This is a genomic window from Xanthobacter autotrophicus (assembly GCF_029991245.1).
In the GTDB taxonomy this organism is placed as follows: domain Bacteria; phylum Pseudomonadota; class Alphaproteobacteria; order Rhizobiales; family Xanthobacteraceae; genus Xanthobacter; species Xanthobacter autotrophicus_C.
In genome coordinates this window covers 19,320-43,477 of the sequence record NZ_JAIVFO010000018.1, presented here as the reverse complement: position 1 = coordinate 43,477, position 24,158 = coordinate 19,320, and the positions used below count along the sequence as shown (strand labels likewise).

Sequence of the window (24,158 nt, the reverse complement as noted above, 5' to 3'; positions counted from 1 at the left end):
CTCCCCAACCCTCCCCCGCGCCGAAGCCGTATGTTTCCGGCTTCGGCTCGTCGCAACCGAACTCGGCAAAAGCCGAGTTCGGGCGGGAGAGGGAGTTTCGCTGGCTTCAATTCAAACTGACCCACTACCGGCAGAAGGCCTCCGCGCGACGGCACCAGAGGGCCAGATCCAGACCGACGGCGCAACCAGAGCTGCTGATCCCGAAGGCTGGCCCGTCAAACGAGGGCTTTCTCATCGCCCTGTTCAAGGCCATGCCAGATGGGCGCGCAGCCCACTGCGCTCGGTCCTGTTCTCAAGCCGCAGCCGCGCACCGGCCCTTGACGCAGCAAGGCTGACGATGGCCAGGCCCAGCCCGCTCCCCGACGCGCTCCTGTGCCGTCCCCGAAAGAAGCGCTCGGTGACGCGCGCCAGTTCCTCGGGGGGAATGCCGGGGCCCTCGTCCTCCACGCACAGGCCGTCCGGCGTGCGGCGCCAGGCGATGCAGCCCTCGCCCGGCATATATTCAACGGCATTCTCATGCAGATTACGCAAGGCCAGATGCAGGCCCTCGCGGTCGCCCTTCAAGAGCTGCCCGTTGAGCGCCGGATCAAGCTTGACAGAGACCCCCGCTACGGTCGGCGCCTGATGGATGATCTCCCGCAGAAGCGAGCCCGCATCGACCTCGTCGTTCGCAGGGAGCTGGGCTTCGGCGTCGAGTTTAGCCAGCGCAAGCAACTGGCGCACGAGCCGCGCGGTCCGATCCACCGAGACGAGGATCTGCCGGAGGGCGCCGTCCCGTGTCGCCTTGTCATCGGCCGCAAGCGCGATCTGCGCCTGCGTCTTCAGGCCGGCGAGGGGCGTGCGCAGTTCATGCGCGGCGAAGGCGGTCACCTCCCGCTCGTGCCGACGGGCCGCCTCAACCTTGCCGAACAGGCCGTTGAGGGCTTCGAGCAGCGGGCGGATCTCGGCCGGCGCGTCGGTGGGTGAGACCGCCCGCATGTCGTCTGCATCGCGGGCGGCGATGTCTCCGGCGACAGCATTCAGCGGGCTGAGGCCGCCTCCAAGGCTCACCCAGATGAGCAGGCCGAGCAGCGGCACAATCAGCACCACCGGGCCCAGCAGCCCGGCCACCAGATCGCGCACCAGCCGGTCGCGCAGGCCGATGCGATCGCCCACCATCACGCGGACGCCCTTGTCGGCGTCGAGGATGGTGTAGACGCGCCAGGGCTCGCCGTTCACCTCGCGCTCCGAGAAGCCTTCGGCCGGACCCGCGAGCGCCTCCTCGGGCGCGCCGCCGGAGCGGGCCACGAGGTGCCCGTCCAGGGACCATATCTGGCACGAAAGCTGGCGCTCATAGCCGGTTTCCGGCAGCTGTGACGCCTGCGCCACGGCGGCGATGTTGCCGCCCGCGACGAGGGAATGGACCATCCGCGCCGCTTCCTGAAGGCGTGCGTCCAGCACGTGTTCCAGCTCGCTGCGGCTGGACAGGTAGATCCAGCCCACCGCGCACAGCCAGATGGCGCTGGTGGCGGCGAGCAGGATCAGGAACAGGCGGCGGCGCAGCGAATTCATTGCGGCCCCTTGACGCGGTAGCCCAGGCCACGCACCGTCTCGATGGCGTCGCGTCCCACCTTGGCCCGCAGATTGTGGATGTGCACTTCCACCGTGTTGCTCTCCACCTCCTCCTGCCAACCGTAGAGGCGCTCCTCGATCTCGCCCTTGGAGCGGATCACGCCCGGCCGCTCCATGAGGGTCGCGAGCACGGCGAACTCCCGCCGGGACAGGGCGACCGCCAGGCCCTCCAAGGTCGCGGAAAGGGTGGCAGGGTCGAGCACCAGCGTCCCCGCTTTCAGCGTCGGCCCGGCGCGGCCATGGCCACGGCGGGCGATGGCGCGGACGCGCGCCGCCAGTTCGTCCAGGTCGAACGGCTTGCCGAGATAGTCGTCGGCGCCGGCATCGAGCCCGCGGATGCGGTCGGTGGTCTCGTCGAGGGCGGTCAGGAGCAGCACGGGCGTGGCATCGTCGCGGGCCCGCATGCCGGCGAGGATGTCGAGGCCCGACCCATCCGGCAGCATGAGATCGAGCACCACGGCATCGAAGCGGCTTCCGGCGAGCGCGGCGCGCGCGTCGGCGCAGGTGGCCACCTCGTCCACGGTCGCGCCCGCAAGGCCGAGCCCCACCTTCAGCCCGTCCATCAGGACCGGGTCATCCTCGACCACGAGTATGCGCATGCCTTCTCCTTCCGCCGTGCCGGGATCTTCTACCGCCAGCTTAAGGCTGGCTTAAGGTGAGCATCCCAGGGAGCGCCTCATGGTCATGAGAATGCTGCCCCGCGCCACGACGAAGCCGTTTTACGCGGCGCTCTGCGTCATTGCGTTGGTGTTCACCGGGACCGGCCCCGCCGGAGCCGAACAGAAACCGCTGCAGGCGGACGAGGCCTTCCGCCTCTCCGCGACCCGCACCCCGGACGGAACGCTGGCGTTGCGCTGGCAGATCGCGCCCGGCACCTACCTCTACCGCGACAGTCTGAAGGCGAAGCGGGCCGGCGCCTCCGTCGCCCTCGCCACCGGCCCCGGCGAAGAGAAGGACGATCCGAACTTCGGACCGGTGGAGGTCTATCACCGGGCGGCGGAGGCGACCACCGCCGGCCTGCCGGGCGCGGGCGCGCTGGATGTCTCCTACCAGGGCTGCGCCGAGGCCGGCATCTGCTATCCGGTCGTGAACCGTCAGGTGGACCTCGCCTCGCTGCGGATCGAGGCGGCGCCCCCGGCGTCCTTCGCCGATACGGCGCCTGCTGCTTCCGTCCCCGTTGCGCTTGTGGCGTCCGAAGCGGCGCCGCAGGGTGCCGAGGCGCTCTTCAATGGCAATTTCGGCCTGCTGCTCGTGGCCTTTCTCGGCTTCGGTCTGCTGCTCGCTTTCACGCCCTGCGTGTTTCCCATGCTGCCCATCCTCTCCGGCATTCTCGCGGGCGGCGGCACGCGGCCGACACCCGCCCGCGGCTTCGCCCTCTCCGGCGTTTACGGCCTTGCCATGGCAACGGCGTATGGCGTGCTCGGGATTGCCGCCGGCTGGTCGGGCGCCAACCTGCAGGCCGCATTGCAGACGACGTGGGCGCTCGGCCTCATGGCCGTCCTGTTCCTGGCCCTCGCCTTGTCCATGTTCGGCCTGTTCGAAATGGCCATGCCGGCTTGGCTCGCGGCGAGACTTCCGCGCGGCGGGCTCTCACCAAAGGAAGGCGGCTCCCTCGCGGGTGCGGGCGCCCTCGGCTTCGCCTCCGCATTGGTGGTGGGGCCATGCGTGACGCCGCCTTTGGCCGCGGCCATGCTCTATGCGGCGCAGACCGGCGATGCGGTGCGCGGCGGAGCGGCGCTGTTCATGCTCGGCCTCGGCATGGCGGTGCCGCTGGTGCTGGTCGGGACCTTCGGCGCGCAGATCATGCCACGCTCGGGTGCATGGCTCTCGCGCATCAAGCAGGTCTGCGGAGTGCTCTTCCTGGGTGTCGCAGCGGTCCTCGCCGCGCGTCTCCTGCCGGCGCCGGCGGGCCTGGCGCTCTGGGGCGGGCTGGCCCTCGGGCTCGGTGTATTCCTCGGCGGGCTGGACCGGACCATCCCCGGCAGCGCCCCGCCGGCGCGGCTCGGCAAGGCGACCGGCCTCGTGGCCATTATCTACGGCGCAACGCTCATCGTGGGCGCGGCCGGTGGAGGAGACGACCCCTTGCGGCCCCTCGGCGCCCTCGCCGGGGCGCCGCGCGTCGCCTCCGCCGGCGTGCAGGACACGCGCGTGTCGTCGCCCGCCGCCCTCGATGCCGCATTCGCCGCGGCGCAGAAGGAGGGCCGGCCGGTGCTCGTTTCCTTCACCGCCGGCTGGTGCACCGTGTGCAAGTCCAACGAGGCGGTCATGGCCGAACCCGGCCTTCAGAGCCGGCTGGCGCAGATGCCGCGCATCGCCGCCGACGTGACCGCCTATGGCGAAGGCGAGCGCGCGCTCATGTCCCGCTTTTCCGTCGTCGGTCCGCCAACCCTCTTTCTGCTCGACGCGTCGGGCCGCGAGGTCCCCGGCTCCCGGCACATCGGCGCGCTCACCACCGCAGACATCGAAGGCCTCATGGCGAAGGCCGGCCTGTGACCCTCCCCAAATCCTCCGGAGACCCTATGCGACGCAGAGACTTCATCCGCCTCGCGGCTTTGTCCGTCCTCCCGCCGGCCCTGGCCCTGGCGGGAGCGAAACAGGCGCTGGCCCAGGGCATCGACGTGGACGCCATCCTCCGCGATCCGGATGCCCCCACGGGTGGCAATCCGGACGGGGACGTCACCATCGTCGCCTTCCTCGACTACAATTGTCCCTTCTGCAAGAAATCGGCGCCGGACCTTGAGCGGATCGTCAATGAGGACGGCCATATCCGCCTCATCTACAAGGACTGGCCCATCCTGACCGAGGCCTCGGTCTACGGCGCGCAACTCGCCCTGGCGGCCAAGTTCCAGGGCAAGTACGAGACCGTCCACAATGCCCTGATGCGCATTCCCGGGCGCAAGATCCCGCAGGAGCAGATGCTCAAGGTGGTCCAGGGCACGGACGTGGACATGGCCCGGCTCGACCTGGACCTCAAGCTCCATGGCGCGGAGATCTCGGCACTCCTGAAGCGCAACCTGGCGCAGGCGGACTCCCTCGGCCTCCAGGGCACGCCGACCTATCTCGTCGGCCCGCTGCTGGCGTCCACCCTCGATTATTCCAGCTTCAAGCGGGCCGTTGCCGAGGCCCGGCGCCGGCAGGCCGCGGAGAAGTAGGACCTCATGGCCCATCTGCCCGCCATGACGGGACCTCGACCGGCCGCCCGCGCTTTCCTGTGCGCGGTCCTCCTGCCGCTGGCGCTCGGTGCCTGCGTCACCGCATCGAGCGAAGTGTCCTCCGCTGCAAAACCGCGCGTCTCCCCATCGGATGCCGCGCGTTACGGCGCGGTGGAGGAGAAGGGCTTCCGCATCCCCGCCGCCGATCCCGAGGATATCAAGCCCCGCAACGTGCGCCAGCTGGTCAATGACCCTTCCGGGCAGTCGCCCGGCACCCTTGTGGTGGATCCGAAAAACCGCTTCCTCTACCTCGTGCAGGAGAACGGCAAGGCGCTGCGCTACGGCGTGGGTGTGGGACGCGCCGGCATGGAATTCTCCGGCACCGCGGCGGTCGGCTACAAGAAGGAATGGCCGAGCTGGCGGCCCACCGACGCGATGATCGCGCGCGATCCGAAGAAGTACCAGCCCTGGGCCGGCGGCATGGCCGGCGGCGAGAGCAATCCGCTCGGCGCCCGCGCGCTCTATCTGTTCAAGGACGGCAAGGACACGCTCTACCGCATCCACGGCACCAACGAGCCGTGGTCCATCGGCGAGGCCGTGTCCTCCGGCTGCATCCGCATGATGAACCAGGACGTCATCGACCTTTATCGCCGCGTGCCGGACGGGGCGAAGGTGGTTGTCCTGCCCGTCTGACAGTCCCGTGACGGGCCGGACACGCGAACGCCCGGGCCGCAAGGTCCGGGCGTTCGTTCTTCGCTTCAACGCGGAGGGCCCGGACGGGCTGAAGGACATCCGCTCGAAGGGCCATCCGCCGCGGCTGACGCCCGCGCAACTCGCCGCCTTCGCCGAGATCGTCGAGACCGGGCCGGACCGGGCGAAGGACGGGGTGGTGCGCTGGCGGCGGGTCGATCTGAAGCGGGTGGTCGAGACCCGCTTCGGCGTCGTCTACCACGAGCGCACGATCGGCAAGCTCTTGAAGCAGATCGGCTTTTCCCACATCAGCGCGCGGCCGCGTCACCCCGGCCAGAAGCCCGAAGTGATCGTGGCGTTTAAAAAAACTTCCCCACGACCCTGAAGGCGCACCTCGCTCATATTCCCAGGCGCAAGCCGGTCGAGATCTGGTTTCAGGACGAAGCCAGGATCGGTCAGAAGAACGGCATCGTCCGCCAGTGGGCTCGGCGCGGCACGCGGCCCCGCCAGCCGGCCGACCAGCGCTATGAGAGCGCCTACCTGTTCGGCGCCATCTGCCCGGCCCGCGGCGTCGGCGCGGCGCTTGCCATGCCCTTCGCCGATACCGAGGCGATGCAGGCGCATCTCGACGAGATCGGCCGAACCGTCGCCAGAGGCACCCACGCCGTGCTCATCCTCGACCGTGCCGGCTGGCACACCACAGACAAGCTCCGCGTCCCGAGGAACATCACCCTGATCTGGCTGCCGTCCCGATCGCCCGAGCTCAACCCGGTCGAGAACATCTGGCAGTACCTGCGCGGCAACTGGCTCTCCAACACCGTCTTCGAGGGCTACGACGACATCATCGACGACGCCTGCGAGGCCTGGAACAAGCTCACAGCCCTGCCGGACGTCATCACCTCGATCGGAATGCGGGAATGGGCGCACGTCGGTCAATGACAGAGGCCGTTGGTATGACATGGATCGGAAAGTCCAACGTCCCCACATCCGGCAGGCGCTCAGACCAGGCGACCTTCGCGGACATCATTAGCGATGACGGCCGACATCCCGCAATCTTGCCAGAGGAGCCCGCTCTCTTGCTATTCGGCAATGTGCTGCCTATATTCACAGCATATTGCCGTTGACCGCAAGGAGGCTTTCATGTCGATCGTCATCGTCGAGGAGGTCGTCCGCAAGCTGGGCGGCCAGAGCGTGCTCGGCACGGTCGTGCACTCGCAGGCCGATCTGGCCCTCGCCGTCCGCAACAGGCTTCCCCTGTCGGCCCTGCGTGGCCTCAGCCAGGCGGGCATGAGCGAGCAGGAGATCGAGAGGTTCGTAATCCCGCAGCGCACCCGCCGGCACCGCGCCGACAAGCAGCAGCCGCTGACGGTCGATGAATCGGATCGGGCCGTGCGTCTGCTGCGCGTCCAATCCCTCGCTGAGCAGACCTTCGGCGACCTCGACAAGGCCAATCGTTGGCTGCGCCGCCCGCTCACCGAGCTCGGCGGCGAGACGCCGCTCGTCGTGGCGCAGACCGAAGCCGGCGCTCGCGTGATCGAGACCATCCTCGGCAAGATCGCCTGGGGCGCAGCCGCCTGATGCTGCTCTGGCGCCTGTCGGGCAGGCAGCATGCGCGAGCGCTCGACGGCGGCTATGGCCTGCACTTCGACGGCCGCTGGAACACTGTGGGCCATGCCGTCACCTATTGCGTGACATCGCCCGCGCTCTGCGTCCTCGAAAAGCTCGTCCATGTGGAGGATCCCGCGCTCCTGCCCGAGCTGGTCATGGTCACCTATGAGATCCCCGACACTGTCGCGATTGAGGACGTGCCGTTGGAAGGCCTCCCGACCGATTGGCGGCGGCACGAGGCCTGGAGCCAGGAAAAGGGCGATGCCTGGCACGAGGGACGGTCGTCCTTATTGCTTCGCGTCCCCTCGGCGATCGTACCGGTCGCCGGCTCACCTGACCTGAACGTGCTGATCAACCACAGCCATCTGGCTGCGGCCGATGTCCGCATCGTCGGCGAGGCGTCCTTCTCGCTCGATCCTCGTTTGTTCTGAGGCAAGAAGCGAAGGGCTCTCGAGCCTGACGCTATGGTGTCGCCCTGCGGGCCGGGCTGTTGGCTGCGCTGAAGCCAGAAGCCGTCTTCACCCTAAGGGCTTCCGTCCCTGACGCGAAACGAGAAAATGCTGCCGGGGGCAGAACGTCATGCTGGCTGCACTGCGGCGGTGGATCCGGTGCTACTTTCGGTATCGCGAGCTGCTGGGTGACGACGTTGCCCACCTGCTATGCGTTGTACCGCGCCCGGCATGTTGGCGAGATGCCACGCTGCCGATAGGGCTCTCGCCCGACGAGTTGGAGCAGCTCTTCGGAGCGTTCGAGCTCCCTGTCCGTCTCGCCGCTGCGGCTATGCCATCGTCCGCTGCCTGACAGACTTGGGCCTGAGAAGCAGCGAGGTCGTCAAGCTGAGCCTCGACGACATCGACTGGCAGGCCGGAACGGTCACGATCGCCGCCGGTAAAGCACGACGAGCCGACGTTCTGCCGCTGCTGACTACAACCGGCGCGGCCATAGCGGACTACCTCATGCACGAGCGGCCGAAGACCACTTGCCGCGCGGTCTTCGTGCGCCATGTCGCTCCCCTCGGCGAGCCGGTCGGCCGGCGTGTTGTTCAGAAAGCCCTTCACGCCGCCTATCGGCGGCTTGGCTGGGATCGCACCCGCGTCCACGTCCTGCGACACACATTAGCGAGCCGGTTGATCAACGCCGGAACGCCGATGAAGCAGATCGCCGACGTTCTGCGCCACCGCAGCATCGTGACCTCGGCCGCGTACACGCGCGTCGACGTCACACGCCTCTCGGCGGTGGCGCTCCCTTGGCCGGGGGACGTGGCATGAGCGGCCCGCACATCATGCTGGCGTTGGCGGAAGCCTACCTCGCCGAGCGTCGTTCCCTCGGTTTCAAGTTGGACCGATCGGGCAGCCTCACGTTGGCCTTTGCCCGCTTCGCCGACGCGACCGGCCAGACGGGGCCGCTGACCGCCGCCGTCGTGCTGCGGTGGGCACGGGAGAAAGCACAGCACCCGGACCCTTTCACCTGGGCGGGGCGCATCAATGTGCTGCGGCCATTCGCGCGTTTCCTGGCGGACCGCGATCCCGTCACCGCGTTCCCGGAAGGATCCCCCTTCGGCCGCTCGCATCGCCGGATCGCCCCCCACATCTACACCCCAGCGGAGGTCGAAGCACTGATCGCCGCCGCAGGGCGGCTGTCTCGAACAGGCGGCCTGACCCCGGCGACTTTCACGACGCTTTTCGGCTTGTTGGCGACCACGGGACTGCGGATTTCCGAAGCGCTGCGCCTGTGCTGCGGCGACATCGACGACGAGCAGGAACAGATCACTGTCCGCCACTCGAAGTTCCAGCGGACCCGGCTTGTTCCTCTGCATTCAACTACGGCCGAGGCTTTGCGCGCCTATTTTCGCATACGGGCCAGATACGGCCCGACCGATACAGTCGCGCCACTTTTTCTGTCCGAGAAGACCGGCGGTGCGCTTCATTATCACAGCGTGAGGAGCATTTTCGGCGTGATCTCGGCCGAGCTTGGCATCGTCGCTCGCGGTGGCCATCGGGTAATACGTATCCACGATCTGCGTCACACCTTCATCTGCCGCCGCCTGATGCTGTGGCAGGAGAGTGGCGACAACCTCAGCAACGCCATGATGGCGCTCTCGACCTATGTGGGGCACGTCAACGTCGGTGACACCTACTGGTATCTGCAGGCAGTGCCGGAACTGATGGCGATCGCGGGCGATCGCTTCGAGGCGTTCGGCGCGAAGGTCGGGGAGGTTTGTCATGGCTGATCCGAGTCAGCACCCGTCGTTTCCGGCACTGCTACAGCACTTCTTCGTCGATTATCTGCGGCAACAACGTGCTGTTAGCCCGTGCACGGTCGCGGCCTACCGCGACACATTCCGGCTTCTGCTCGCCTTCGCCCAAAAGACAACCGGCAAAATGCCGACGGACCTCAAGCTTGGCGACCTCGACGCGGCGCTGATCCTCGAATTCCTCGATCATCTCGAGCGGGATCGCGGCAACAGCGTGCGAAGCCGCAACGCCCGCCTATCGGCGATCCGTTCGTTCCTGAAGTATGCCGCGCACCAGGATCTGACGGCGCTGGCCACCATCGAGCATAGCTTGGCCATCCCGCAAAAACGTCACGACAAGGCCGTGCTCGGATTCCTAACCAGGCCGGAGATGGAGGCGATCATTGCGGCACCGGACCGGCATAGCTGGACCGGGCGGCGCGACCAGGTGCTATTCGCCGTCCTCTATAATACGGGCGCGCGAGTGTCGGAGGTCATCAACCTGCGGGTTGGTGACGTCGTACTCGATGTGTCGCCGGTGGCGCACCTCAATGGCAAAGGGCGGAAGCGGCGAAGCGTTCCGCTCTGGAAAGCGACGGCTGCCATCGTCCGACCGTGGGTTCGCCAGCTCGCCAGGGCGAGCGAGACCGACTACCTGTTCCCGAACAGCGCGGGCGGCAGGTTGTCGCGCTCCAGCGTGACCCAGCGCCTTGCTCTGGCGGTCGAGGTAGCCACCCGACACCATCCGCAACTCGCCGAGCGCGCGATCTCACCCCACACTGTCAGGCACACGACGGCCATGCACCTCCTTCAGGCCGGCGTCGACATCACCGTGATCGCGCTCTGGCTCGGACACGAGAGCCCGACCACCACGCACGGATATCTGGAAGCCGACCTCACGATGAAGGAAGAGGCGCTCGGCCGACTACAGCCGTTGAATGGCGTTCAAACCCGGTATCGACCGCCTGATCGGCTCATGGCGTTCCTGCAGAGCATTTGATTATGCGTAGTCCCGGCCGGGTGATCCCGGCCGGGAAACTGGCAGTTCAATTCGAGCTCTCCATAATCTCGAACGGGTCATATTCGTGGTTATGCCGATATCCACATAACCACGAATTCGATCCCCACCAGTTCGGCCCGGCTCATTGAGCCGGGTTCGCCCGTCCGGGCGCGTGCCGCTCGCGAGCGGGCGGCCGCAAGGGAAGCTGCGCCGCGGCTGGTCGATGTCACGGCGCTGCGCGCCCTGCAGGATTCACCAGTTGCCAGCCGCGCCCTTGCCTCCTTCGCTCTTCGCGGCACCGGGGGATGGTCCAGCGAGGCGCGGGATAAGGATAATTCAAGCGGGAAAGGTCCGACCCGGGGCGTGTCGGAAGAGAAAGATGGAAAAGAGGGACATCGAGGAGCTGAGGGAGCGTGTGCCCTGTGCGGCCGTGCTCGAAAAGGCCGGGTTCGCGATCGATCTGAAGGAGAGTACGCGCAAGGCGGTCAAGTATCGGCGTGGTGACGACATCATCATCGTGATCCATGACGGCAAGGGCTGGTTCGATGCCCTGTCCGACGCCAAGGGAGATGTGTTTTCGCTAGTCGAACATCTCGACGATATCGGCTTTACCGAGGTTCTTCGGCAGGTCTCCTACCTGGTCGGCTTCGTGCCGAGCGAGGCCGTCTGGACGAGGCAGGTCCGCGATCGCGATCCCGACATCGGCGTTTCCGAGCGCTGGCGCGCACGGCGCAAGCCATGGCGCGGCTCCATGACCTGGCGCTATCTGCGCGACGAGCGCGCTCTTCCGGAGACGGTCATCCGCGCCGCGATCCAGCAGGATCGGCTCCGCGAAGGTCCTCGCGGCAGCATGTGGGCTGCCCATGTCGATGGGGGTGGCCTTGTCACCGGCTGGGAAGAGCGCGGCCCCGAATGGCGCGGTTTCGCCAGCGGCGGCGGAAAGGTCCTGTTCCGCCTCGGACCGATCGGCGCCCTCCGGCTCTGCGTCACCGAGGCGGCGATCGACGCGATGAGCCTCGCCGCGATCGAAGAGCTACGCTCCGATAGCCTCTATCTCAGCACGGGCGGCGGATGGGCGCCGGCGACGGTGGCCGCCATCCGGGGGCTCGCGTCGCACCCGGGCGCCCTGCTTGTCGCGGCGACCGACAACAATGAGCAGGGCGAGGTCTTTGCCGGCCGCATGGAGGCGATCGCGGCTGCCGCGACCTGTGCCTATGAGCGGCTTCGCCCACGGGCGGGCGACTGGAACGAGGAGTTATGCACGCGAGGCTGAGCCTAATGTGGATCGTTCCGCATGTCCGCGAGCGAAACACATAAGCCCACGATCTCACTCGATGCGCGCTCGGCAACGATGCGCAGCAGTCGCGCATCCGCCGTCACAAACCTTGATCCGGTCCCACGCGCGGCCGTGAGATAAGCGCAATCGTACGCCGGATGCGAAAGCTCGATCGCAAGGCTCGTTGCCTGTTCGAGCAAGCCCGTCATGGGCAGGAAGTCGATGCCGGAGCGTTCGAGCAGCCTGGCTGCCAGGACGGCCTCGTCGCGGCTGAGCTCGCTGCGGGCAACTTTCTTCCAAAGAATATTGGCGCATTCGGGAATCAAGAGCTCAGGCGCCGCGAACCGGAAACGCGATCGCAGATTGACGGCGGTCTCGGTCCCTTCCTCTTCCACGACCCATTTGATCGCGATGCTGGCGTCGACGACGAGCGTCTCCATCAACGCTCGTCTCGGCCTTTGCGCAGCAAGACTTCGGAGGGCGTCTGCTTGCGCGATGCGGTCAGCTTCCGCAGCTCGCTCGCGAGATCGTCAAAATCAGGCCCGCCCTCGCTCGCCAGCACCTGGCGCAGGATCTCGCGATGTTCGGCCTCCGCCGAGCGGCCGTGCCTCGCCGCTCGCATTTTCAGTTTCGCGATCAGATCGTCGTCCAGATTGCGGACATGCAGGTTTCCGGCCATCTCTTTGGCTCCATTGGGCTCATTGAGAGCAAAGATAGCAATTCTGGGAAGGACGAACAAGGAAGAAGGGATGAAAGAGGAGGGAAGCACGCATCCGCGCGGAAGGTTGGGGATACCGCCAGGCCGCTCTTGCCCGCCGCGAGGGCGGACTTAGCAAACCATCATTTGCTGGTCATAGGTTGGCCTGCCGTTCCGCCTTCCAGAACCAGAATGCGAGCAAGGGTGCGATCACGACCTCGAAGAGCAATGACGGGGCGATTTCGGGGCTGAACAGCAGGCTCGGTTCATATCCGCTCATTCGCGCCAGACCGCCCATGAAGATCATCGTGACGAGAGCGATCAGCACAGTGCGTAAGCGCTGGAACGCCAGGCGATCCCGACGACCCGCCGGCGGCGGCCTCCCCGACCATCGAGCCAGGGGAGATCGAACAATGAGCCCTCATTCCTGGCGCGCGCTCAAGGCGTCCGCATCCCGGCAGCTTACACAGGCCTGCCCGCTTCTCGCGGACCGGCCGACGGCAGGGGCTGTCAGAGCGCTGTTCACGATTGTCGCCCTCGCCGACGTCAGGCTCACGGCGAGGGCGATCGACGGAAGCCTCAGGGCCGATCTGCGGACGCGTCCGGCGCCACGAAACGATCCGCAGGCGGATGCGCTTCTCGACGAGATCGCCGGCGTCATAAGCGATCATGCCTGCCAGCCGCGGTCGCGCTCGGGCGCCGACTTTGCGGTTCGGCTCGGTGGGTACCACGGCTTCGCTGACCTGATGGCCGATCTGCTGTCAGCCGGTGCGTCGCAGGAGGAGCCTTCGGCCGTCGCCGCATTGGCCGGTAGTGCGATCCGGGGCCTCTCGGAACGGATAATGACACTTGCTCTCGAGCATCTCCATGCGATTTTCGCGCGGGATCTCGACCGGCCATGTCCGGGAGGCGACCGCTCGGCGCCTCGACGCTACGCCCTTCCGGCAATGGCCATGCCTCGGAGGGCGTTATGGCGAGTATGGCTGGCTCGTCTACGCCCATGACGAAAACAGCGGAATGGGTGCCGACGCCATCCCGGAGGTGCTGTTCGCGGTCATGAGCTGGTCGCAAAAGCAGGGCTGCGATCACGTACTTTTCGATCGTGATGGCAATATCGTCGACGAGTTGCCCCACTTCGACTGGTGATGCGGCGACGCCCGCGAAAGTCATCCGCGAGCAAAGGCGAGAAGCGGACCAATATCGTGATTGTCGGCGGATCGCAGCGCGGTCACATAGCGAGCGCGCAATGCGCCGACATCGGCGAGGCTGCCGCCGCCCCAGCTGAACGGTTGTCTTCCGAGCTTCTCGACGAGGAGGTCGGCTGCCAGGCGCGCATGGCGGCCGTTGCCGTTCGGGAACGGATGGATGGCGACGAGACGATGGTGGAACCTGATCGCGATCTCGTCGGGCGGAAACGTGGCATGCTCCACCCAATAGCGTACATCGCCCAGGAGGTTCGTGAGCTCCACCGCGATACGATAGGCTTGAATGCCGATGTTGCGCTCGGTGCTTCGGAAGGTTCCTGCCCACTCCCAGACCTCGCCGAACATGCGCTTGTGCAGCGTCCGCACGAAGTCGTCGGTGAGCATCCTGTCGATGGGCAATCGCCGCCTTCCGCGAGCCCAGGCCGCGCCCGCGACGATATTCTCCTGTTCGGCCTCGTTCAGATCCTTGCGATGTGTGATCCAGCTCTGGAGCAGGCCGTCGCGCTCGCCGGGCTCAAGGGGCGTCGCATCTTCCGGCTCCTGAAACAGGTCGGTCATGCTTCGCTCCAGAGGTCGCGCTCCGAAAGCCTGTCGCGGATATAGGCCTGCACGCGTGCTTCGAAGTCGCTGCCGCTGGTCTCCTGCGCTTCCAGCCGCATCGTATGGGCGACGCGCTGCAGGTCCCGCATGGCGATCTGTCGCGCGCGAGCGTCGACAGTCTCGTCCAGCGAGCTGTTCGGCACGAGCGCATAGACGAGCGTGCAGTCGAGCGCCTCGGCCGCCCGGCGCAGCGTGCTGAGCTGGATCGACCCCGCCGCCTCCGACTTCTCGATCGCCTCCACGGTCTGCGGCCGGATTCCCATGCGATGGCCGAGCTGCGCGCCGGTCATGCCGAGCGCGTCTCGAAGGGCCCGGATCCAGCCCTTCGGCGGTGGCCGGAAACGGTCGACCGGCTGCAGGACACGCAACCTTTCGTCAAGACGGACGCGGGCGCGCCTGCGTGCATCGCTTTTCATCCGCAGCCCTTTCAAATCTATCAGATTATAGTCTGATAACGTCCGGACAAATATCAATCTGTGACCTCTTTCGCAATGAAAATAGATAAGCCTATGCTCTGATAAACTCACATAATCTCACAGCCTATGAGCTGAATATGGCGCAGTCGTATAGGGAAGGAAATCAGGAAGAGGAGAGGAGAAGACTGGCTGCCGCATGCCCGCCGTCCGCGTCAAGGGTGGCGCTTCGCCCGCTGCGCGGCCCTTGACCCGTCCGGACCGAGAGGCGGCCGCAGGGAGAGGTCCTGAAGGGCTGAAGATGATGGTGATCCAGGAGGATGCACCGCGCTCCAGCCCGACGAGGCTGAAGGAGCCCCGACATGACCCTCTCCACCCCTATCCGCAAGGTGTTTCAAGGCGTCCCCGACCGGCGCCAGATGTTCCAGATGTTCGACCGTCATGCGCAGCGGCCCAATCGCTGGGAGGATCAGGCGAGCGCGCTCTATGCCGGCGAATGGTTTGAGATCGACCGGATCGACCACGACTATATGTTTGAGATCCTGCCGCCGCTGTGGATGCGCGGCGACATGTTCGCGATGCGCGAATTCCTGACCGGCAGCGTCACCAGCGTCTTCTTCGCGCTGATGATCGACGGGAACCTCCGCCACTTCCACGGCTATTGCGATCTCGCCGACAAGGGTTCTTCCGAGCGGATGCATGCCGCGATCATCGACCGGGAATCGCGGCCAGTGAAGGCGATGACGCGAACCGAGCGTCTCGAGCACATCTGGAGCTCGACGCATGACGATTATCGCGGCTATGCCGGCGATCGCTGGCCGGAGGCCGATCGCGGCAAGCGCACCGTGCTGTTCTATGGCGGACGGCAAGGCACCAGCCTGATCTTGCTCGACAGTCTGACCGAGGTACAGATCTCCGCCAAGCTGCCGGTGCATTTGCGCTACCTGCCCGACGCGATCGCGGCGTGAGGTGGCGTTCATGTTCACCTTCCCTCTGCCGGAGGTCCGCGCCGTCATTGCGCGCGGACGATCCGACGCCGCGGCCAATGGCGGCCATCGCAATCCCCATTACGGTCTCTCCCTTGGCAAGGACGAACAGCCCGGCCTGTGGCTCGTCGGCGATGAAGGGGTCTACCTCCTCTCGAATGGCAAGCTCGCCGAGGGGCAGCGCGCCCTCGTCTGCTACGCCGAGGAGTGCGATCCGAAGACCAATCCCGACTACTGGCACTACAAGCGCCAGCACTTCGGCGGGGATGACGGGATCGAATTCCTCGACGCCGTCGAGCTCGAGCGGCTGATGGCCGCCGTCCCCGCCGCCACGCACCTGACGATCGTGACGACCGACACCAGCCTGTCGCTCGGCCTGATCCGCCGCTGAACCGGCGGGCGGGCCTCGCCCACCTTTCCCGACAACCGAACGCGTCTCAGCTTCGCCGGCTTCCGGCGGGGCCGATGGCGCGCGCCCTCATCACAGGAGACCGCCACAATGGCGCAAGACGATCCCTTCACCCTAGACCTGTTCGGGAACACCGCGCTGTCGTCCGGCCTCGGCCTCGACGTCACCGCATTCGCGGCAAGCTTTACCGAGGGACCGAACGACGACGATCCTCCGCCCACGACGCCGGCGCCGGCCGCGCCGATGGCTGCGGCTGAACGGCGATCCGTCGCGCGCCCTGCCGAGAGGGGTGAGAACTTTTATCTCGCCGGCACCCGCCAGCTTGCCCGTTCGTGGAAGGATCGCGCCCGCGACAATCTCGTCGCCATACGCCTCTCGGCCGAAATCGAACAGGCGCAGCGCTCGGCCACACCGGAGGAGCAGTCGGCGCTGATCAAGTTCACCGGCTTCGGCGCGTCCGATCTCGCCAATGGTGTGTTTCGCCGACCGGGCGAGGACCGGTTCCGGAAGGGCTGGGAAGCGCTCGGCGCCGGGCTGGAGGAAGCCGTGAGCAGCGCGGACTACGCCTCGCTCGCACGCTGTACCCAGTATGCGCACTTCACGCCCGAATATGTCGTCCGCGCCATCTGGGCCGGCCTGCTGCGTCTCGGTTGGCGCGGCGGGCGGGTGCTGGAACCGGGCATCGGCCCGGGGCTATTTCCCGCGCTGATGCCGGAGGGTTTGCGGGCGACGTCCCGTGTCACGGGCGTCGAGTTCGATCCGGTCACAGCCCGGATCGTCCGTCTCCTTCAGCCGCGCGCGCGCATCGTCACAGGGGATTTCGCCCGTGTCGAGCTGCGCGCACATTTCGATCTGGCCATCGGCAATCCGCCCTTTTCCGATCGCACCGTCCGCTCGGATCGGGCTTTCCGGCCGCTCGGCCTGCGGCTGCACGACTACTTCATCGCCAAGGCGATCAGCCGGCTGAAGCCGGGAGCGCTTGCCGCCTTCGTCACCTCGCACGACACGATGGACAAGGCGGACAGCTCGGCCCGCGCGCATATCGCGACCATGGCCGATCTCGTCGGCGCGGTGCGCCTGCCCGAGGGCAGTTTCCGGGCAGACGCCGGCACCGATGTCGTCGTCGATATTCTGTTCTTCCGCCGGCGACGGGACGGCCAGCCGGGGGGCGACCTGTCCTGGCTTGACCTCGAGGAGGTCCGGCCCGCGACGGATGACGAGGCGGCGATCCGGATCAACCGCTGGTTCGCGCGCCATCCCGGCATGGTGCTGGGAGCGCATGGCCTGACCTCGGGCCCCTTCGGCGAGACCTATACATGCAGCGCACGCGACGGCGAGGATCTCGATGCCGCGCTTGCGGCCACGCTCACCTTCCTTCCGGAAGACATCTATGACGGTGACCCGGAGCCGATCTCGGCAGATATTGAGGAGCCGAGCCCGACCGCCGACCTGCCCGGCGCGTCCCGAGCGCGGGAGGGCAGCTACTTCGTCGACAGCCGGCATGGCCTCATGCAGGTCGTCGACGGCGCGCCGGTCGCGATCCATGTGCGCAAGGGGCGCAGCGGCAACGGGATTCCGGAAAAGCACGTCCGCATCCTCCGCAGGCTGATCCCGATCCGCGACGCGGTCCGCGAGGTGCTGAAGGCGCAGGAGTTCGACAAGCCGTGGAAGCCGGCACAGGTGAAGCTGCGCATCGCCTGGTCGAACTTCGTGCGCGACTTCGGCCCGATCAACACCACCGTCGTCTCGACCAGCGAGGATGAGGAGACCGGCGACGTGCGCGAGACGCACCGCCGCCCGAACATCCAGCCTTTCCTCGACGATCCCGATTGCTGGCTGGTCGCTTCGATCGAGGACTACGACCTTGAGAGCAATACGGCCAAGCCCGGCCCCATCTTCACCGAGCGGGTCATCGCGCCGCCACCGGCGCCGATCATCACGTCGTCGGCCGATGCGCTCGCGGTCGTTCTCAATGAGCGCGGTCATGTCGATCCCGACCACATCGCCGAGCTGCTGCACCGTGATGTCGACGACGTCATCACTGAACTCGGCAACGCCATCTTCCGCGATCCCGCCGACGGCTCCTGGCAGACCGCCGACGCCTATCTCTCAGGTGCCGTCCGCTCGAAGCTCGTCGCCGCGCAGGCCGCGGTCGCGCTCGATCCGGCGTACCAGCGCAATGTCAGCGCATTGCAGACCGTTCAGCCGGCCGACCTTCGGCCCTCCGACATCACCGCGCGTCTCGGCGCGCCGTGGATCCCGGCCGCCGATATCGTCGCCTTCGTCAGGGAAACGATGGGCGTCGAGATCAAGATCCACCACATGCCGGAGCTGGCATCCTGGACCGTCGAGGCGCGGCAGCTCGGATATATGGCGGCCGGCACGTCGGAGTGGGGCACGGACCGGCGTCACGCCGGCCAGCTCCTATCGGATGCGCTGAACTCCTCGGTGCCGCAGATCTTCGACACCGTGAAGGACGGCGACAGCGAGCGCCGCGTGCTCAATGTCGTCGACACAGAAGCAGCCAAAGAGAAGCTCACCAAGATCAAGACCGCGTTCCAGAACTGGATCTGGAGCGATCCCGATCGGACCGACCGCCTGGCGCGGGTCTATAATGACCGCTTCAACAACATCGCGCCGCGATCCTTCAACGGCGATCATCTCCAGCTTCCGGGCGCCTCTGGCGCCTTTTCGCTTTATGGCCACCAGAAGCGGGTCATCTGGCGCATCATTGCCTCCGGCAGCACCTATGTCGCCCACGCCGTTGGTGCCGGCAAGACGATGTCGATCGCCGCTGCGATCATGGAGCAACGCCGGCTCGGTCTGATCGCCAAGGCCATGCTCGTCGTTCCCGGCCATTGCCTGGCGCAGGCCGCGAGGGAGTTTCTCGCCCTCTATCCGAACGCCCGCATCCTCGTCGCTGACGAGACCAATTTCACCAAGGACAAGCGGCACCGCTTCCTGTCGCGCGCGGCGACGGCGACCTGGGACGCGATCATCATCACCCACAGTGCTTTCCGTTTCATCGGCGTGCCGTCGGCGTTCGAGGAGCAGATGATCCAGGACGAGCTGGAGCTTTACGAGGAGCTGCTGACCAAGGTCGAGAGCGACGACCGCGTCTCCCGCAAGCGCCTCGAGCGATTGAAGGAAGGGCTAAAGGAACGGCTGGAGGCGCTCTCGACGCGCAAGGATGACCTTCTCACCATCTCCGAGATCGGCGTCGACCAGATCATCGTCGATGAGGCCCAGGAGTTCCGCAAGCTCAGCTTCGCGACGAACATGAGCACGCTGAAGGGCATCGATCCGAACGGCTCGCAGCGGGCCTGGGACCTGTTCGTCAAAGCCCGCTTCATCGAGACGAAGAACCCCGGCCGGCCGTTGGTGCTCGCCTCCGGCACGCCGATCACCAACACGCTCGGCGAGATGTTCACCGTGCAGAGGCTGCTCGGCCACGCGGCGCTGCGTGAGCGCGGGCTGCACGAGTTCGACGCCTGGGCGTCGACCTTCGGCGATGCCTCGACCGAACTCGAGCTTCAGCCGTCGGGCAAATACAAGCCGGTCACGCGCTTTGCCCAGTTCGTCAATGTCGCCGAGCTGATCGCCATGTTCCGCTCCTTCGCCGACGTGGTGATGCCGGCGGACCTACGCGACTATGTGAAAGTGCCGGAGATCTCCGGCGGCAAGCGCCAGATTATCACCGCGCCGCCGAGCGCGGCGTTCAAGGCCTATCAGCGCCAGCTCGAGGTCCGCATCACCGCCATCGAGCAACGCGACCGTCCGCCCGAGCCCGGTGACGACATCCTGCTCTCCGTCATCACTGACGGGCGCCATGCCGCGATCGATCTGCGGCTGATCGATCCCGACAATGACAATGAGGCCGGCAACAAGCTCAATCGGCTCGTTGTGAACGCCTTCCGCATCTGGCAGGAAACGACGGCAAACATCTATGTCCGCGGCGATGGGAAGCCTTACGAGCTGACTGGCGCCGCACAGATGATCTTTTCCGATCTGGGCACGCTCAGTGTCGAGAAGACCCGCGGCTTCTCGGCCTATCGCTGGATCCGCGACGAACTTGTCCGCATGGGCGTGCCCGCTTCCGAGATCGCCTTCATCCAGGATTTCAAACGATCCGATGCGAAGCAGCGATTGTTTGGCGATGTCCGGGCCGGCAAGGTCCGCTTCCTTCTCGGCAGCTCCGACACCATGGGAACAGGCGTCAACGCGCAGTTGAGGCTGAAGGCGTTGCACCACCTCGATGTGCCGTGGCTGCCGTCGCAGATCGAGCAGCGCGAGGGGAGGATCGCCCGGCAGGGCAACCAGCACGATGTCATCGACATTTTCGCCTATGCGACGCTTGGCTCGCTCGACGCCACCATGTGGCAGAACAACGAGCGCAAGGCCCGCTTCATCGCCGCTGCGCTCTCCGGCGACACCTCGATCCGCAGGCTGGAAGACATGGGCGAGGGCCAGGCCTCGCAGTTCGCCATGGCGAAGGCCATCGCCAGTGGTGACCAGCGTCTGATGCAGAAGGCCGGACTGGAGGCTGAGATCGCGCGGCTCGACCGTCTTCGCGCCGCCCATGTCGATGACCAGCATGCGATCCGCCGTCAGATCCGCGATGTCGAACGCGAGACCGAGGTCTCGACGCGCCGCATCGGTGAAGTCGGGCAGGACATCGAGCGCCTGAAGCCCACGACCGATGACAGCTTTGTCATGACCGTGACGGGCAACACCTATGACGAGCGCAAGCTCGCCGGCCGGGCGCTGCTGAAGGAGATCCTCACCCTTGTGCAACTCCAGCATGACGGCGACGTCGTCATCGCCGCGATCGGCGATTTCGACCTCGAATTTTCCGGAGAGCGCTTCGGTAAGGACGGCTTCCGCTACACCACGATGTTGCTGCGCACGGGCGCCGAACATGAGATCGAGCTTCCAGTCACCGTCACGCCGATCGGCGCCGTCGCCCGGCTCGAGCATGCCCTCTCCGGTTTCAAGAGCGAGCGGGAGAATTATCGCTTGCGGCTGGAAACCGCCCGCAAGCGCCTCGCCTCGTATCAGGCGCGTGTTGGCGAAGCTTTCGCCTTCGAAGCGGATCTCGACATGAAGCGCGAGCAATTGGCCGAGGTCGTGGCGCAGCTTGCGTCCAACGCTGCCGAAGCCGGTGCTGAGGGGGAGAACGCCGGAAGCAGCCGGATTGCGGCGTAGTGGCGTCGCCTCGCGATCGCGCCATGTCGCACTGTGGAGTAGAGGGAGGGTGTCGACCGTTGGGCGTGATATCTATGTGCGATGGTCCGATGAGGACTCGTCGTCGGGAGCGGTGCCGGTCCTAAAGCCGGCGCCCATGCCGCCCATTCCCATGCCGCCGCCCATTCCGCCGCCACCGCCGGTGCCTTTCCCCGAGCCCTCTCGGCTGCTCTCGCCTTCGCCTCGTCCTCCCGAGCTCGAGGGCCGCGTCGGGCCTTGCTGCGGGACGGCAAGATCCGCCGGGATCGGCCCGATGTCGAGCGCCTCGCGGATGAAATTGCGCAGCGACATCACAAGCTCATCCGTGTGGACGGAGCGTCCGGTAGTCAGCTCGCGCACGGCGCGTTCCGCGAGGCGAACCTGCTCTTCGGTTCCGAGCAGGATGATGTCCGAAAGCGCTGCCTCCACCGCGTCGCGGATACGGCGCCTGCGGTCCGAGCCCGCATTGCGTTCGGCCCTCGGATCCTCATGCTCATCGTCCGGCTCGCCGCCCGCCTCAGCGCCTCCATCTTGTCGATGCAGATCGCGTAGATGCGTCGGATCGACACGTGAGGTTGCCGGTGAATGAGCCTCCCAGCGTCTTGTAGGCCGCGATCAGCGTGCGCAGCCAAAGCGGCCGGCGTTGCGCCCAACATTGTGCTGGCCGACGCGGCTATGGTGCGGATGGCGCGTTCCGCGCCGGCCTTTCGGCGCTCGGTCTTGAATATGCCGTGGGCGTGCAGCCTAAGCTCAGCGTCTGGCGCGCCGGAGAGGGTCCATTGCCGGCCCGTGCCGCGCCGCAGCACAGGCCGGCCGCTGTCGCTCATGCGTCGCAGCGCCGATCACAAGCCGGTCTCGGTGAAGGCGCTGGCGCAGGAACTGCCGCAAGAGGCGTGGCGGACGGTCTGCTGGCGTGAAGGAACCAACGCCGACCTCAACTCCCGCTTCGCCGCCGTGCGATCGCGCCCCGCGTCCAGAGATTACAATCTGACCGAGCCCCGCGCCGAGGAACGGCTGCTGATCGAATGGCCCGAGGGCGATGCCGAGCCGCTCAAATACTGGCTGTCAACTCTTGCCGCCGACACCCTGCTCGAGCATCTCGTCAACGCGGCGAAGCTGCGCTGGCGCATCGAGCGCGACTATCAGGAACTCAAGCAGGAACTCGAGCTTGGCCATTATGAGGGACGTGGCTGGCGAGGCTTTCATCATCATGCGAGCCTCTGCATCGCCGCCTACGGATTCCTCATCTCGCAGCGGGAGACGATTCCCCCCTCAGCGCCGGACAAAACCCAAAGCCGCCCGAAATCTGCCGTTCCTGAAGGTTACCGACTCCGCGGCCCCGCCGATCCGACCAGAGCGCCACGTCGCAAATTCTATCGCGACCATCCGAAGACGCTTGACTGTCGCGCTCTGTCGCAGCCTTCAGCGATGTCCATGCTGCACCAGGACCATGCCCTCTAATCCTCCCATTTTTGTGACGCAGTAAAACTAGTGGCGGACAGGCAATCGGGCGTCACTTCATCGTGAAATCATTCGGAACGTAAAGGGAACGTCATTGTGTTGTGACGTTGCTGGATTAGATCCATAATAGCCCTGTTGCGAGGGACGCGAGCGAATTCATTGAGTTCCACGCTTCTTGCTCATCACGCTCCGATTGCGCTTTGATCGGGAGCCAATGGGGTCCATGGCTTGACGCCACCGCAGTCAACAAAGGAAGATCGATCATGAAACGCTGCCGTCTTCTTGCAGCCGCCGCATTCATGGTGCTCGCCATTCCTGCGGCGTCCGTCGCTCAACAGGCCACCCCGGAACAAATGCAGCAGCGTTTCGAGCAGATGCAAGTGATGATGGGCCAGGCGCAGCAGGCGAAGATGCCCGCTGAGCGGCAGAAGCTCATGGCTGAGCATATGAAAATGATGCAAGAGCAAATGGTCGCCATGGGCGGCATGATGAGTCAGGGCGGCATGATGGGACAGAACCAAGGAGGCGCCACCACAGATCCCAATATCGCCTCGCAGATGCAGTTGATGCAGCAGCGCATGAATATGATGCAGCAGATGATGCAGCAGATGATTCTAGAGCAGCAGCTCATGATGAGCGCCGCGCCAAGCGGCCGCATTCAGATATGATACTTTGTTTCCGTCGGACGTCGCGAACGGAGCAAACACGGCGACTTGGAACCCCTTCCGGATCCGGCGGCGCGGCTGAGGTGAGGCGCGGGCTGCCGATGTCCCGCACGCAGTTCTCCATCGGGCGAGCCATTTTAATCGCTCGGAAAAACGCGATGGAGTGAGCGAGCGGGCGACTATGCCTTCGGATACGTCAGGAGATGATGATGAATGGAATAGTAGATGGCAGCAGTTCGATGATGTGGGGCATGGGATGGGGCGGGCTGCTGGTCGCTATGCTTGTCGTTCTCGGCATCGCCGCGCTCACCAAATACCTCTTTTTCAACAATAGACGATAAGGGGCAATGTCATGTCCTACTATCTCAGTAAAATACTTTCCATCACTTTCGATGAGGCCGTGACCCGCACGATGGATGCCCTGAAGAAGGAGGGTTTCGGGGTCATCACCGAGATCGACGTCAAGGAGACGTTGAAGAAGAAGATCGGGATCGATTTCCCCAGCTACAGGATTTTAGGGGCATGCAATCCGACACTGGCATATGAGGCCCTCAAGCTGGAAGACAAGGTCGGCACGATGCTGCCCTGCAACGTCGTGGTCCGTGATGCCGGCGGCGAGCAAACGGAAGTAGCCGCTATCGATCCAGTCGCATCCATGCAGGCGATCGATAATCCGGAACTGAAACGGGCTGCCCAGCAAGTTCGCGTGCAGCTCGAGAAAGTAATAGAACAGCTGTGACCGGCCAATGCTCTCAGAACCATCTCTGATTGGGGTCGTTGATGTCAAGCTGCTCCTTTCAGCATTTCCGGACCATATCGCCCCGCGGGTCACGCGCTTCTCTCCGCAGTCAGCGTATAGCCGCCGCATGTTGGGGTCAGGAGGGCCAAGCGTCTCAATCTGTTTCACGACCTTGCTGGTTTTCGCCGGC

Annotated in this window: 24 protein-coding genes and 1 pseudogene; 18 read left to right on the top strand and 7 right to left on the bottom strand. The window is 65.7% G+C overall.

The window, feature by feature from the left end:
* Nucleotides 1-243: 243 nt before the first annotated feature.
* Nucleotides 244-1,551 carry a sensor histidine kinase gene (locus K9U41_RS05590; RefSeq protein WP_282639863.1) on the bottom strand — a complete coding sequence of 436 codons (1,308 nt, stop codon included), beginning with the start codon at nt 1,549-1,551 and terminating at the stop codon, nt 244-246.
* Entirely contained in the window at nt 1,548-2,210 is a 663-nt protein-coding gene (locus K9U41_RS05585) for a response regulator transcription factor (RefSeq protein ID WP_282639862.1), read from the bottom strand. The genes K9U41_RS05590 and K9U41_RS05585 overlap by 4 nt, the downstream gene beginning before the upstream one ends.
* 79 nt (nt 2,211-2,289) lie before the next feature.
* Here K9U41_RS05585 and dsbD point away from each other — a divergent pair, with 79 nt between their 5' ends.
* The 10 genes and pseudogenes from dsbD (at nt 2,290) to K9U41_RS05535 (ending at nt 11,567) form a co-directional block, all read left to right on the top strand.
* The gene (gene dsbD, locus K9U41_RS05580) at nt 2,290-4,104 is read left to right on the top strand and encodes a protein-disulfide reductase DsbD (RefSeq protein ID WP_282639861.1); all 1,815 of its coding nucleotides are present in this window, start codon (nt 2,290-2,292) and stop codon (nt 4,102-4,104) included.
* A 26-nt stretch (nt 4,105-4,130) separates the two neighbouring features.
* A complete protein-coding gene (locus tag K9U41_RS05575) occupies nt 4,131-4,763 on the top strand; it encodes a DsbA family protein (protein WP_282639860.1) in 633 nt (210 codons plus the stop codon).
* A gap of 24 nt (nt 4,764-4,787) precedes the next feature.
* A complete protein-coding gene (locus K9U41_RS05570; protein ID WP_282639866.1) occupies nt 4,788-5,456 on the top strand; it encodes a L,D-transpeptidase in 669 nt (222 codons plus the stop codon).
* Between the two features lie 43 nt (nt 5,457-5,499).
* A pseudogene (locus K9U41_RS05565) lies at nt 5,500-6,392 on the top strand (IS630 family transposase); the annotation flags it as partial.
* A gap of 201 nt (nt 6,393-6,593) precedes the next feature.
* Entirely contained in the window at nt 6,594-7,031 is a 438-nt protein-coding gene (gene parS / locus K9U41_RS05560) for a type II RES/Xre toxin-antitoxin system antitoxin (protein WP_282639859.1), read from the top strand.
* Complete coding sequence (locus K9U41_RS05555) at nt 7,031-7,492, top strand: RES family NAD+ phosphorylase (RefSeq protein WP_282639858.1); 462 nt, start codon at nt 7,031-7,033, stop codon at nt 7,490-7,492. Before parS ends, K9U41_RS05555 begins: the two co-directional genes overlap by 1 nt.
* A 375-nt stretch (nt 7,493-7,867) precedes the next feature.
* Nucleotides 7,868-8,329, top strand: a complete 462-nt coding sequence (locus K9U41_RS05550) for a tyrosine-type recombinase/integrase (protein ID WP_282639857.1) — start codon at nt 7,868-7,870, stop codon at nt 8,327-8,329.
* Nucleotides 8,326-9,291, top strand: coding sequence for a tyrosine-type recombinase/integrase (locus K9U41_RS05545; RefSeq protein ID WP_282639856.1), 966 nt, complete (start codon nt 8,326-8,328; stop codon nt 9,289-9,291). The genes K9U41_RS05550 and K9U41_RS05545 overlap by 4 nt, the downstream gene beginning before the upstream one ends.
* Nucleotides 9,284-10,294 carry a tyrosine-type recombinase/integrase gene (locus K9U41_RS05540; protein WP_282639855.1) on the top strand — a complete coding sequence of 337 codons (1,011 nt, stop codon included), beginning with the start codon at nt 9,284-9,286 and terminating at the stop codon, nt 10,292-10,294. Before K9U41_RS05545 ends, K9U41_RS05540 begins: the two co-directional genes overlap by 8 nt.
* 379 nt (nt 10,295-10,673) lie before the next feature.
* On the top strand, nt 10,674-11,567 hold the full coding sequence (locus tag K9U41_RS05535) for a DUF3991 and TOPRIM domain-containing protein (RefSeq protein ID WP_282639854.1): 894 nt from the start codon (nt 10,674-10,676) through the stop codon (nt 11,565-11,567).
* A gap of 2 nt (nt 11,568-11,569) precedes the next feature.
* Here K9U41_RS05535 and K9U41_RS05530 read toward each other — a convergent pair whose 3' ends face one another.
* From K9U41_RS05530 to K9U41_RS05520, 3 genes are all read right to left on the bottom strand, one after another.
* Nucleotides 11,570-12,010 carry a type II toxin-antitoxin system VapC family toxin gene (locus K9U41_RS05530; protein ID WP_282639853.1) on the bottom strand — a complete coding sequence of 147 codons (441 nt, stop codon included), beginning with the start codon at nt 12,008-12,010 and terminating at the stop codon, nt 11,570-11,572.
* On the bottom strand, nt 12,010-12,249 hold the full coding sequence (locus K9U41_RS05525; protein WP_282639852.1) for a FitA-like ribbon-helix-helix domain-containing protein: 240 nt from the start codon (nt 12,247-12,249) through the stop codon (nt 12,010-12,012). The genes K9U41_RS05530 and K9U41_RS05525 overlap by 1 nt, the downstream gene beginning before the upstream one ends.
* A gap of 172 nt (nt 12,250-12,421) precedes the next feature.
* Nucleotides 12,422-12,595 carry a hypothetical protein gene (locus K9U41_RS05520; protein WP_349237833.1) on the bottom strand — a complete coding sequence of 58 codons (174 nt, stop codon included), beginning with the start codon at nt 12,593-12,595 and terminating at the stop codon, nt 12,422-12,424.
* A 521-nt stretch (nt 12,596-13,116) separates the two neighbouring features.
* On the opposite strand from K9U41_RS05520, the gene K9U41_RS05515 reads away from it, so the two are divergent.
* On the top strand, nt 13,117-13,413 hold the full coding sequence (locus K9U41_RS05515; protein ID WP_282639851.1) for a hypothetical protein: 297 nt from the start codon (nt 13,117-13,119) through the stop codon (nt 13,411-13,413).
* A 20-nt stretch (nt 13,414-13,433) separates the two neighbouring features.
* On the opposite strand, the gene K9U41_RS05510 is transcribed toward K9U41_RS05515, so the two are convergent.
* Entirely contained in the window at nt 13,434-14,030 is a 597-nt protein-coding gene (locus K9U41_RS05510; RefSeq protein ID WP_282639850.1) for a mobile mystery protein B, read from the bottom strand.
* Nucleotides 14,027-14,488, bottom strand: coding sequence for a mobile mystery protein A (locus K9U41_RS05505; RefSeq protein ID WP_282639849.1), 462 nt, complete (start codon nt 14,486-14,488; stop codon nt 14,027-14,029). The genes K9U41_RS05510 and K9U41_RS05505 overlap by 4 nt, the downstream gene beginning before the upstream one ends.
* Before the next feature lie 359 nt (nt 14,489-14,847).
* On the opposite strand from K9U41_RS05505, the gene K9U41_RS05500 reads away from it, so the two are divergent.
* The 7 genes from K9U41_RS05500 (at nt 14,848) to K9U41_RS05470 (ending at nt 23,968) form a co-directional block, all read left to right on the top strand.
* Nucleotides 14,848-15,453 (top strand): DUF1419 domain-containing protein, encoded by a 606-nt coding sequence (locus K9U41_RS05500; RefSeq protein WP_282639848.1) that lies wholly within the window; start codon nt 14,848-14,850, stop codon nt 15,451-15,453.
* A gap of 10 nt (nt 15,454-15,463) precedes the next feature.
* Nucleotides 15,464-15,862 (top strand): DUF3085 domain-containing protein, encoded by a 399-nt coding sequence (locus K9U41_RS05495; protein WP_282639847.1) that lies wholly within the window; start codon nt 15,464-15,466, stop codon nt 15,860-15,862.
* Between the two features lie 108 nt (nt 15,863-15,970).
* A complete protein-coding gene (locus tag K9U41_RS05490) occupies nt 15,971-21,085 on the top strand; it encodes a helicase-related protein (RefSeq protein ID WP_282639846.1) in 5,115 nt (1,704 codons plus the stop codon).
* A gap of 255 nt (nt 21,086-21,340) precedes the next feature.
* Nucleotides 21,341-21,655 carry a hypothetical protein gene (locus K9U41_RS05485; RefSeq protein WP_282639845.1) on the top strand — a complete coding sequence of 105 codons (315 nt, stop codon included), beginning with the start codon at nt 21,341-21,343 and terminating at the stop codon, nt 21,653-21,655.
* Nucleotides 21,656-21,688: 33 nt separating this feature from the next.
* Nucleotides 21,689-22,564 carry an IS701 family transposase gene (locus K9U41_RS05480; RefSeq protein ID WP_432715732.1) on the top strand — a complete coding sequence of 292 codons (876 nt, stop codon included), beginning with the start codon at nt 21,689-21,691 and terminating at the stop codon, nt 22,562-22,564.
* Nucleotides 22,565-22,827: 263 nt separating this feature from the next.
* Complete coding sequence (locus K9U41_RS05475) at nt 22,828-23,232, top strand: hypothetical protein (RefSeq protein ID WP_282639844.1); 405 nt, start codon at nt 22,828-22,830, stop codon at nt 23,230-23,232.
* A gap of 349 nt (nt 23,233-23,581) precedes the next feature.
* Nucleotides 23,582-23,968 (top strand): DUF302 domain-containing protein, encoded by a 387-nt coding sequence (locus K9U41_RS05470; protein WP_282639843.1) that lies wholly within the window; start codon nt 23,582-23,584, stop codon nt 23,966-23,968.
* Nucleotides 23,969-24,158: the final 190 nt, after the last annotated feature.

What these genes read in the sequence shown, in the direction of transcription:
- K9U41_RS05590 (WP_282639863.1), bottom strand. Translation starts at nt 1,551, where the DNA reads ATGAATTCGCTGCGCCGCCGCCTGTTCCTGATCCTGCTCGCCGCCACC.
- K9U41_RS05585 (WP_282639862.1), bottom strand. Translation starts at nt 2,210, where the DNA reads ATGCGCATACTCGTGGTCGAGGATGACCCGGTCCTGATGGACGGGCTG.
- dsbD (WP_282639861.1), top strand. Translation starts at nt 2,290, where the DNA reads ATGGTCATGAGAATGCTGCCCCGCGCCACGACGAAGCCGTTTTACGCG.
- K9U41_RS05575 (WP_282639860.1), top strand. Translation starts at nt 4,131, where the DNA reads ATGCGACGCAGAGACTTCATCCGCCTCGCGGCTTTGTCCGTCCTCCCG.
- K9U41_RS05570 (WP_282639866.1), top strand. Translation starts at nt 4,788, where the DNA reads ATGACGGGACCTCGACCGGCCGCCCGCGCTTTCCTGTGCGCGGTCCTC.
- parS (WP_282639859.1), top strand. Translation starts at nt 6,594, where the DNA reads ATGTCGATCGTCATCGTCGAGGAGGTCGTCCGCAAGCTGGGCGGCCAG.
- K9U41_RS05555 (WP_282639858.1), top strand. Translation starts at nt 7,031, where the DNA reads ATGCTGCTCTGGCGCCTGTCGGGCAGGCAGCATGCGCGAGCGCTCGAC.
- K9U41_RS05545 (WP_282639856.1), top strand. Translation starts at nt 8,326, where the DNA reads ATGAGCGGCCCGCACATCATGCTGGCGTTGGCGGAAGCCTACCTCGCC.
- K9U41_RS05540 (WP_282639855.1), top strand. Translation starts at nt 9,284, where the DNA reads ATGGCTGATCCGAGTCAGCACCCGTCGTTTCCGGCACTGCTACAGCAC.
- K9U41_RS05535 (WP_282639854.1), top strand. Translation starts at nt 10,674, where the DNA reads ATGGAAAAGAGGGACATCGAGGAGCTGAGGGAGCGTGTGCCCTGTGCG.
- K9U41_RS05530 (WP_282639853.1), bottom strand. Translation starts at nt 12,010, where the DNA reads ATGGAGACGCTCGTCGTCGACGCCAGCATCGCGATCAAATGGGTCGTG.
- K9U41_RS05525 (WP_282639852.1), bottom strand. Translation starts at nt 12,249, where the DNA reads ATGGCCGGAAACCTGCATGTCCGCAATCTGGACGACGATCTGATCGCG.
- K9U41_RS05510 (WP_282639850.1), bottom strand. Translation starts at nt 14,030, where the DNA reads ATGACCGACCTGTTTCAGGAGCCGGAAGATGCGACGCCCCTTGAGCCC.
- K9U41_RS05505 (WP_282639849.1), bottom strand. Translation starts at nt 14,488, where the DNA reads ATGAAAAGCGATGCACGCAGGCGCGCCCGCGTCCGTCTTGACGAAAGG.
- K9U41_RS05500 (WP_282639848.1), top strand. Translation starts at nt 14,848, where the DNA reads ATGACCCTCTCCACCCCTATCCGCAAGGTGTTTCAAGGCGTCCCCGAC.
- K9U41_RS05495 (WP_282639847.1), top strand. Translation starts at nt 15,464, where the DNA reads ATGTTCACCTTCCCTCTGCCGGAGGTCCGCGCCGTCATTGCGCGCGGA.
- K9U41_RS05490 (WP_282639846.1), top strand. Translation starts at nt 15,971, where the DNA reads ATGGCGCAAGACGATCCCTTCACCCTAGACCTGTTCGGGAACACCGCG.
- K9U41_RS05480 (WP_432715732.1), top strand. Translation starts at nt 21,689, where the DNA reads ATGAGCCTCCCAGCGTCTTGTAGGCCGCGATCAGCGTGCGCAGCCAAA.
- K9U41_RS05475 (WP_282639844.1), top strand. Translation starts at nt 22,828, where the DNA reads ATGAAACGCTGCCGTCTTCTTGCAGCCGCCGCATTCATGGTGCTCGCC.
- K9U41_RS05470 (WP_282639843.1), top strand. Translation starts at nt 23,582, where the DNA reads ATGTCCTACTATCTCAGTAAAATACTTTCCATCACTTTCGATGAGGCC.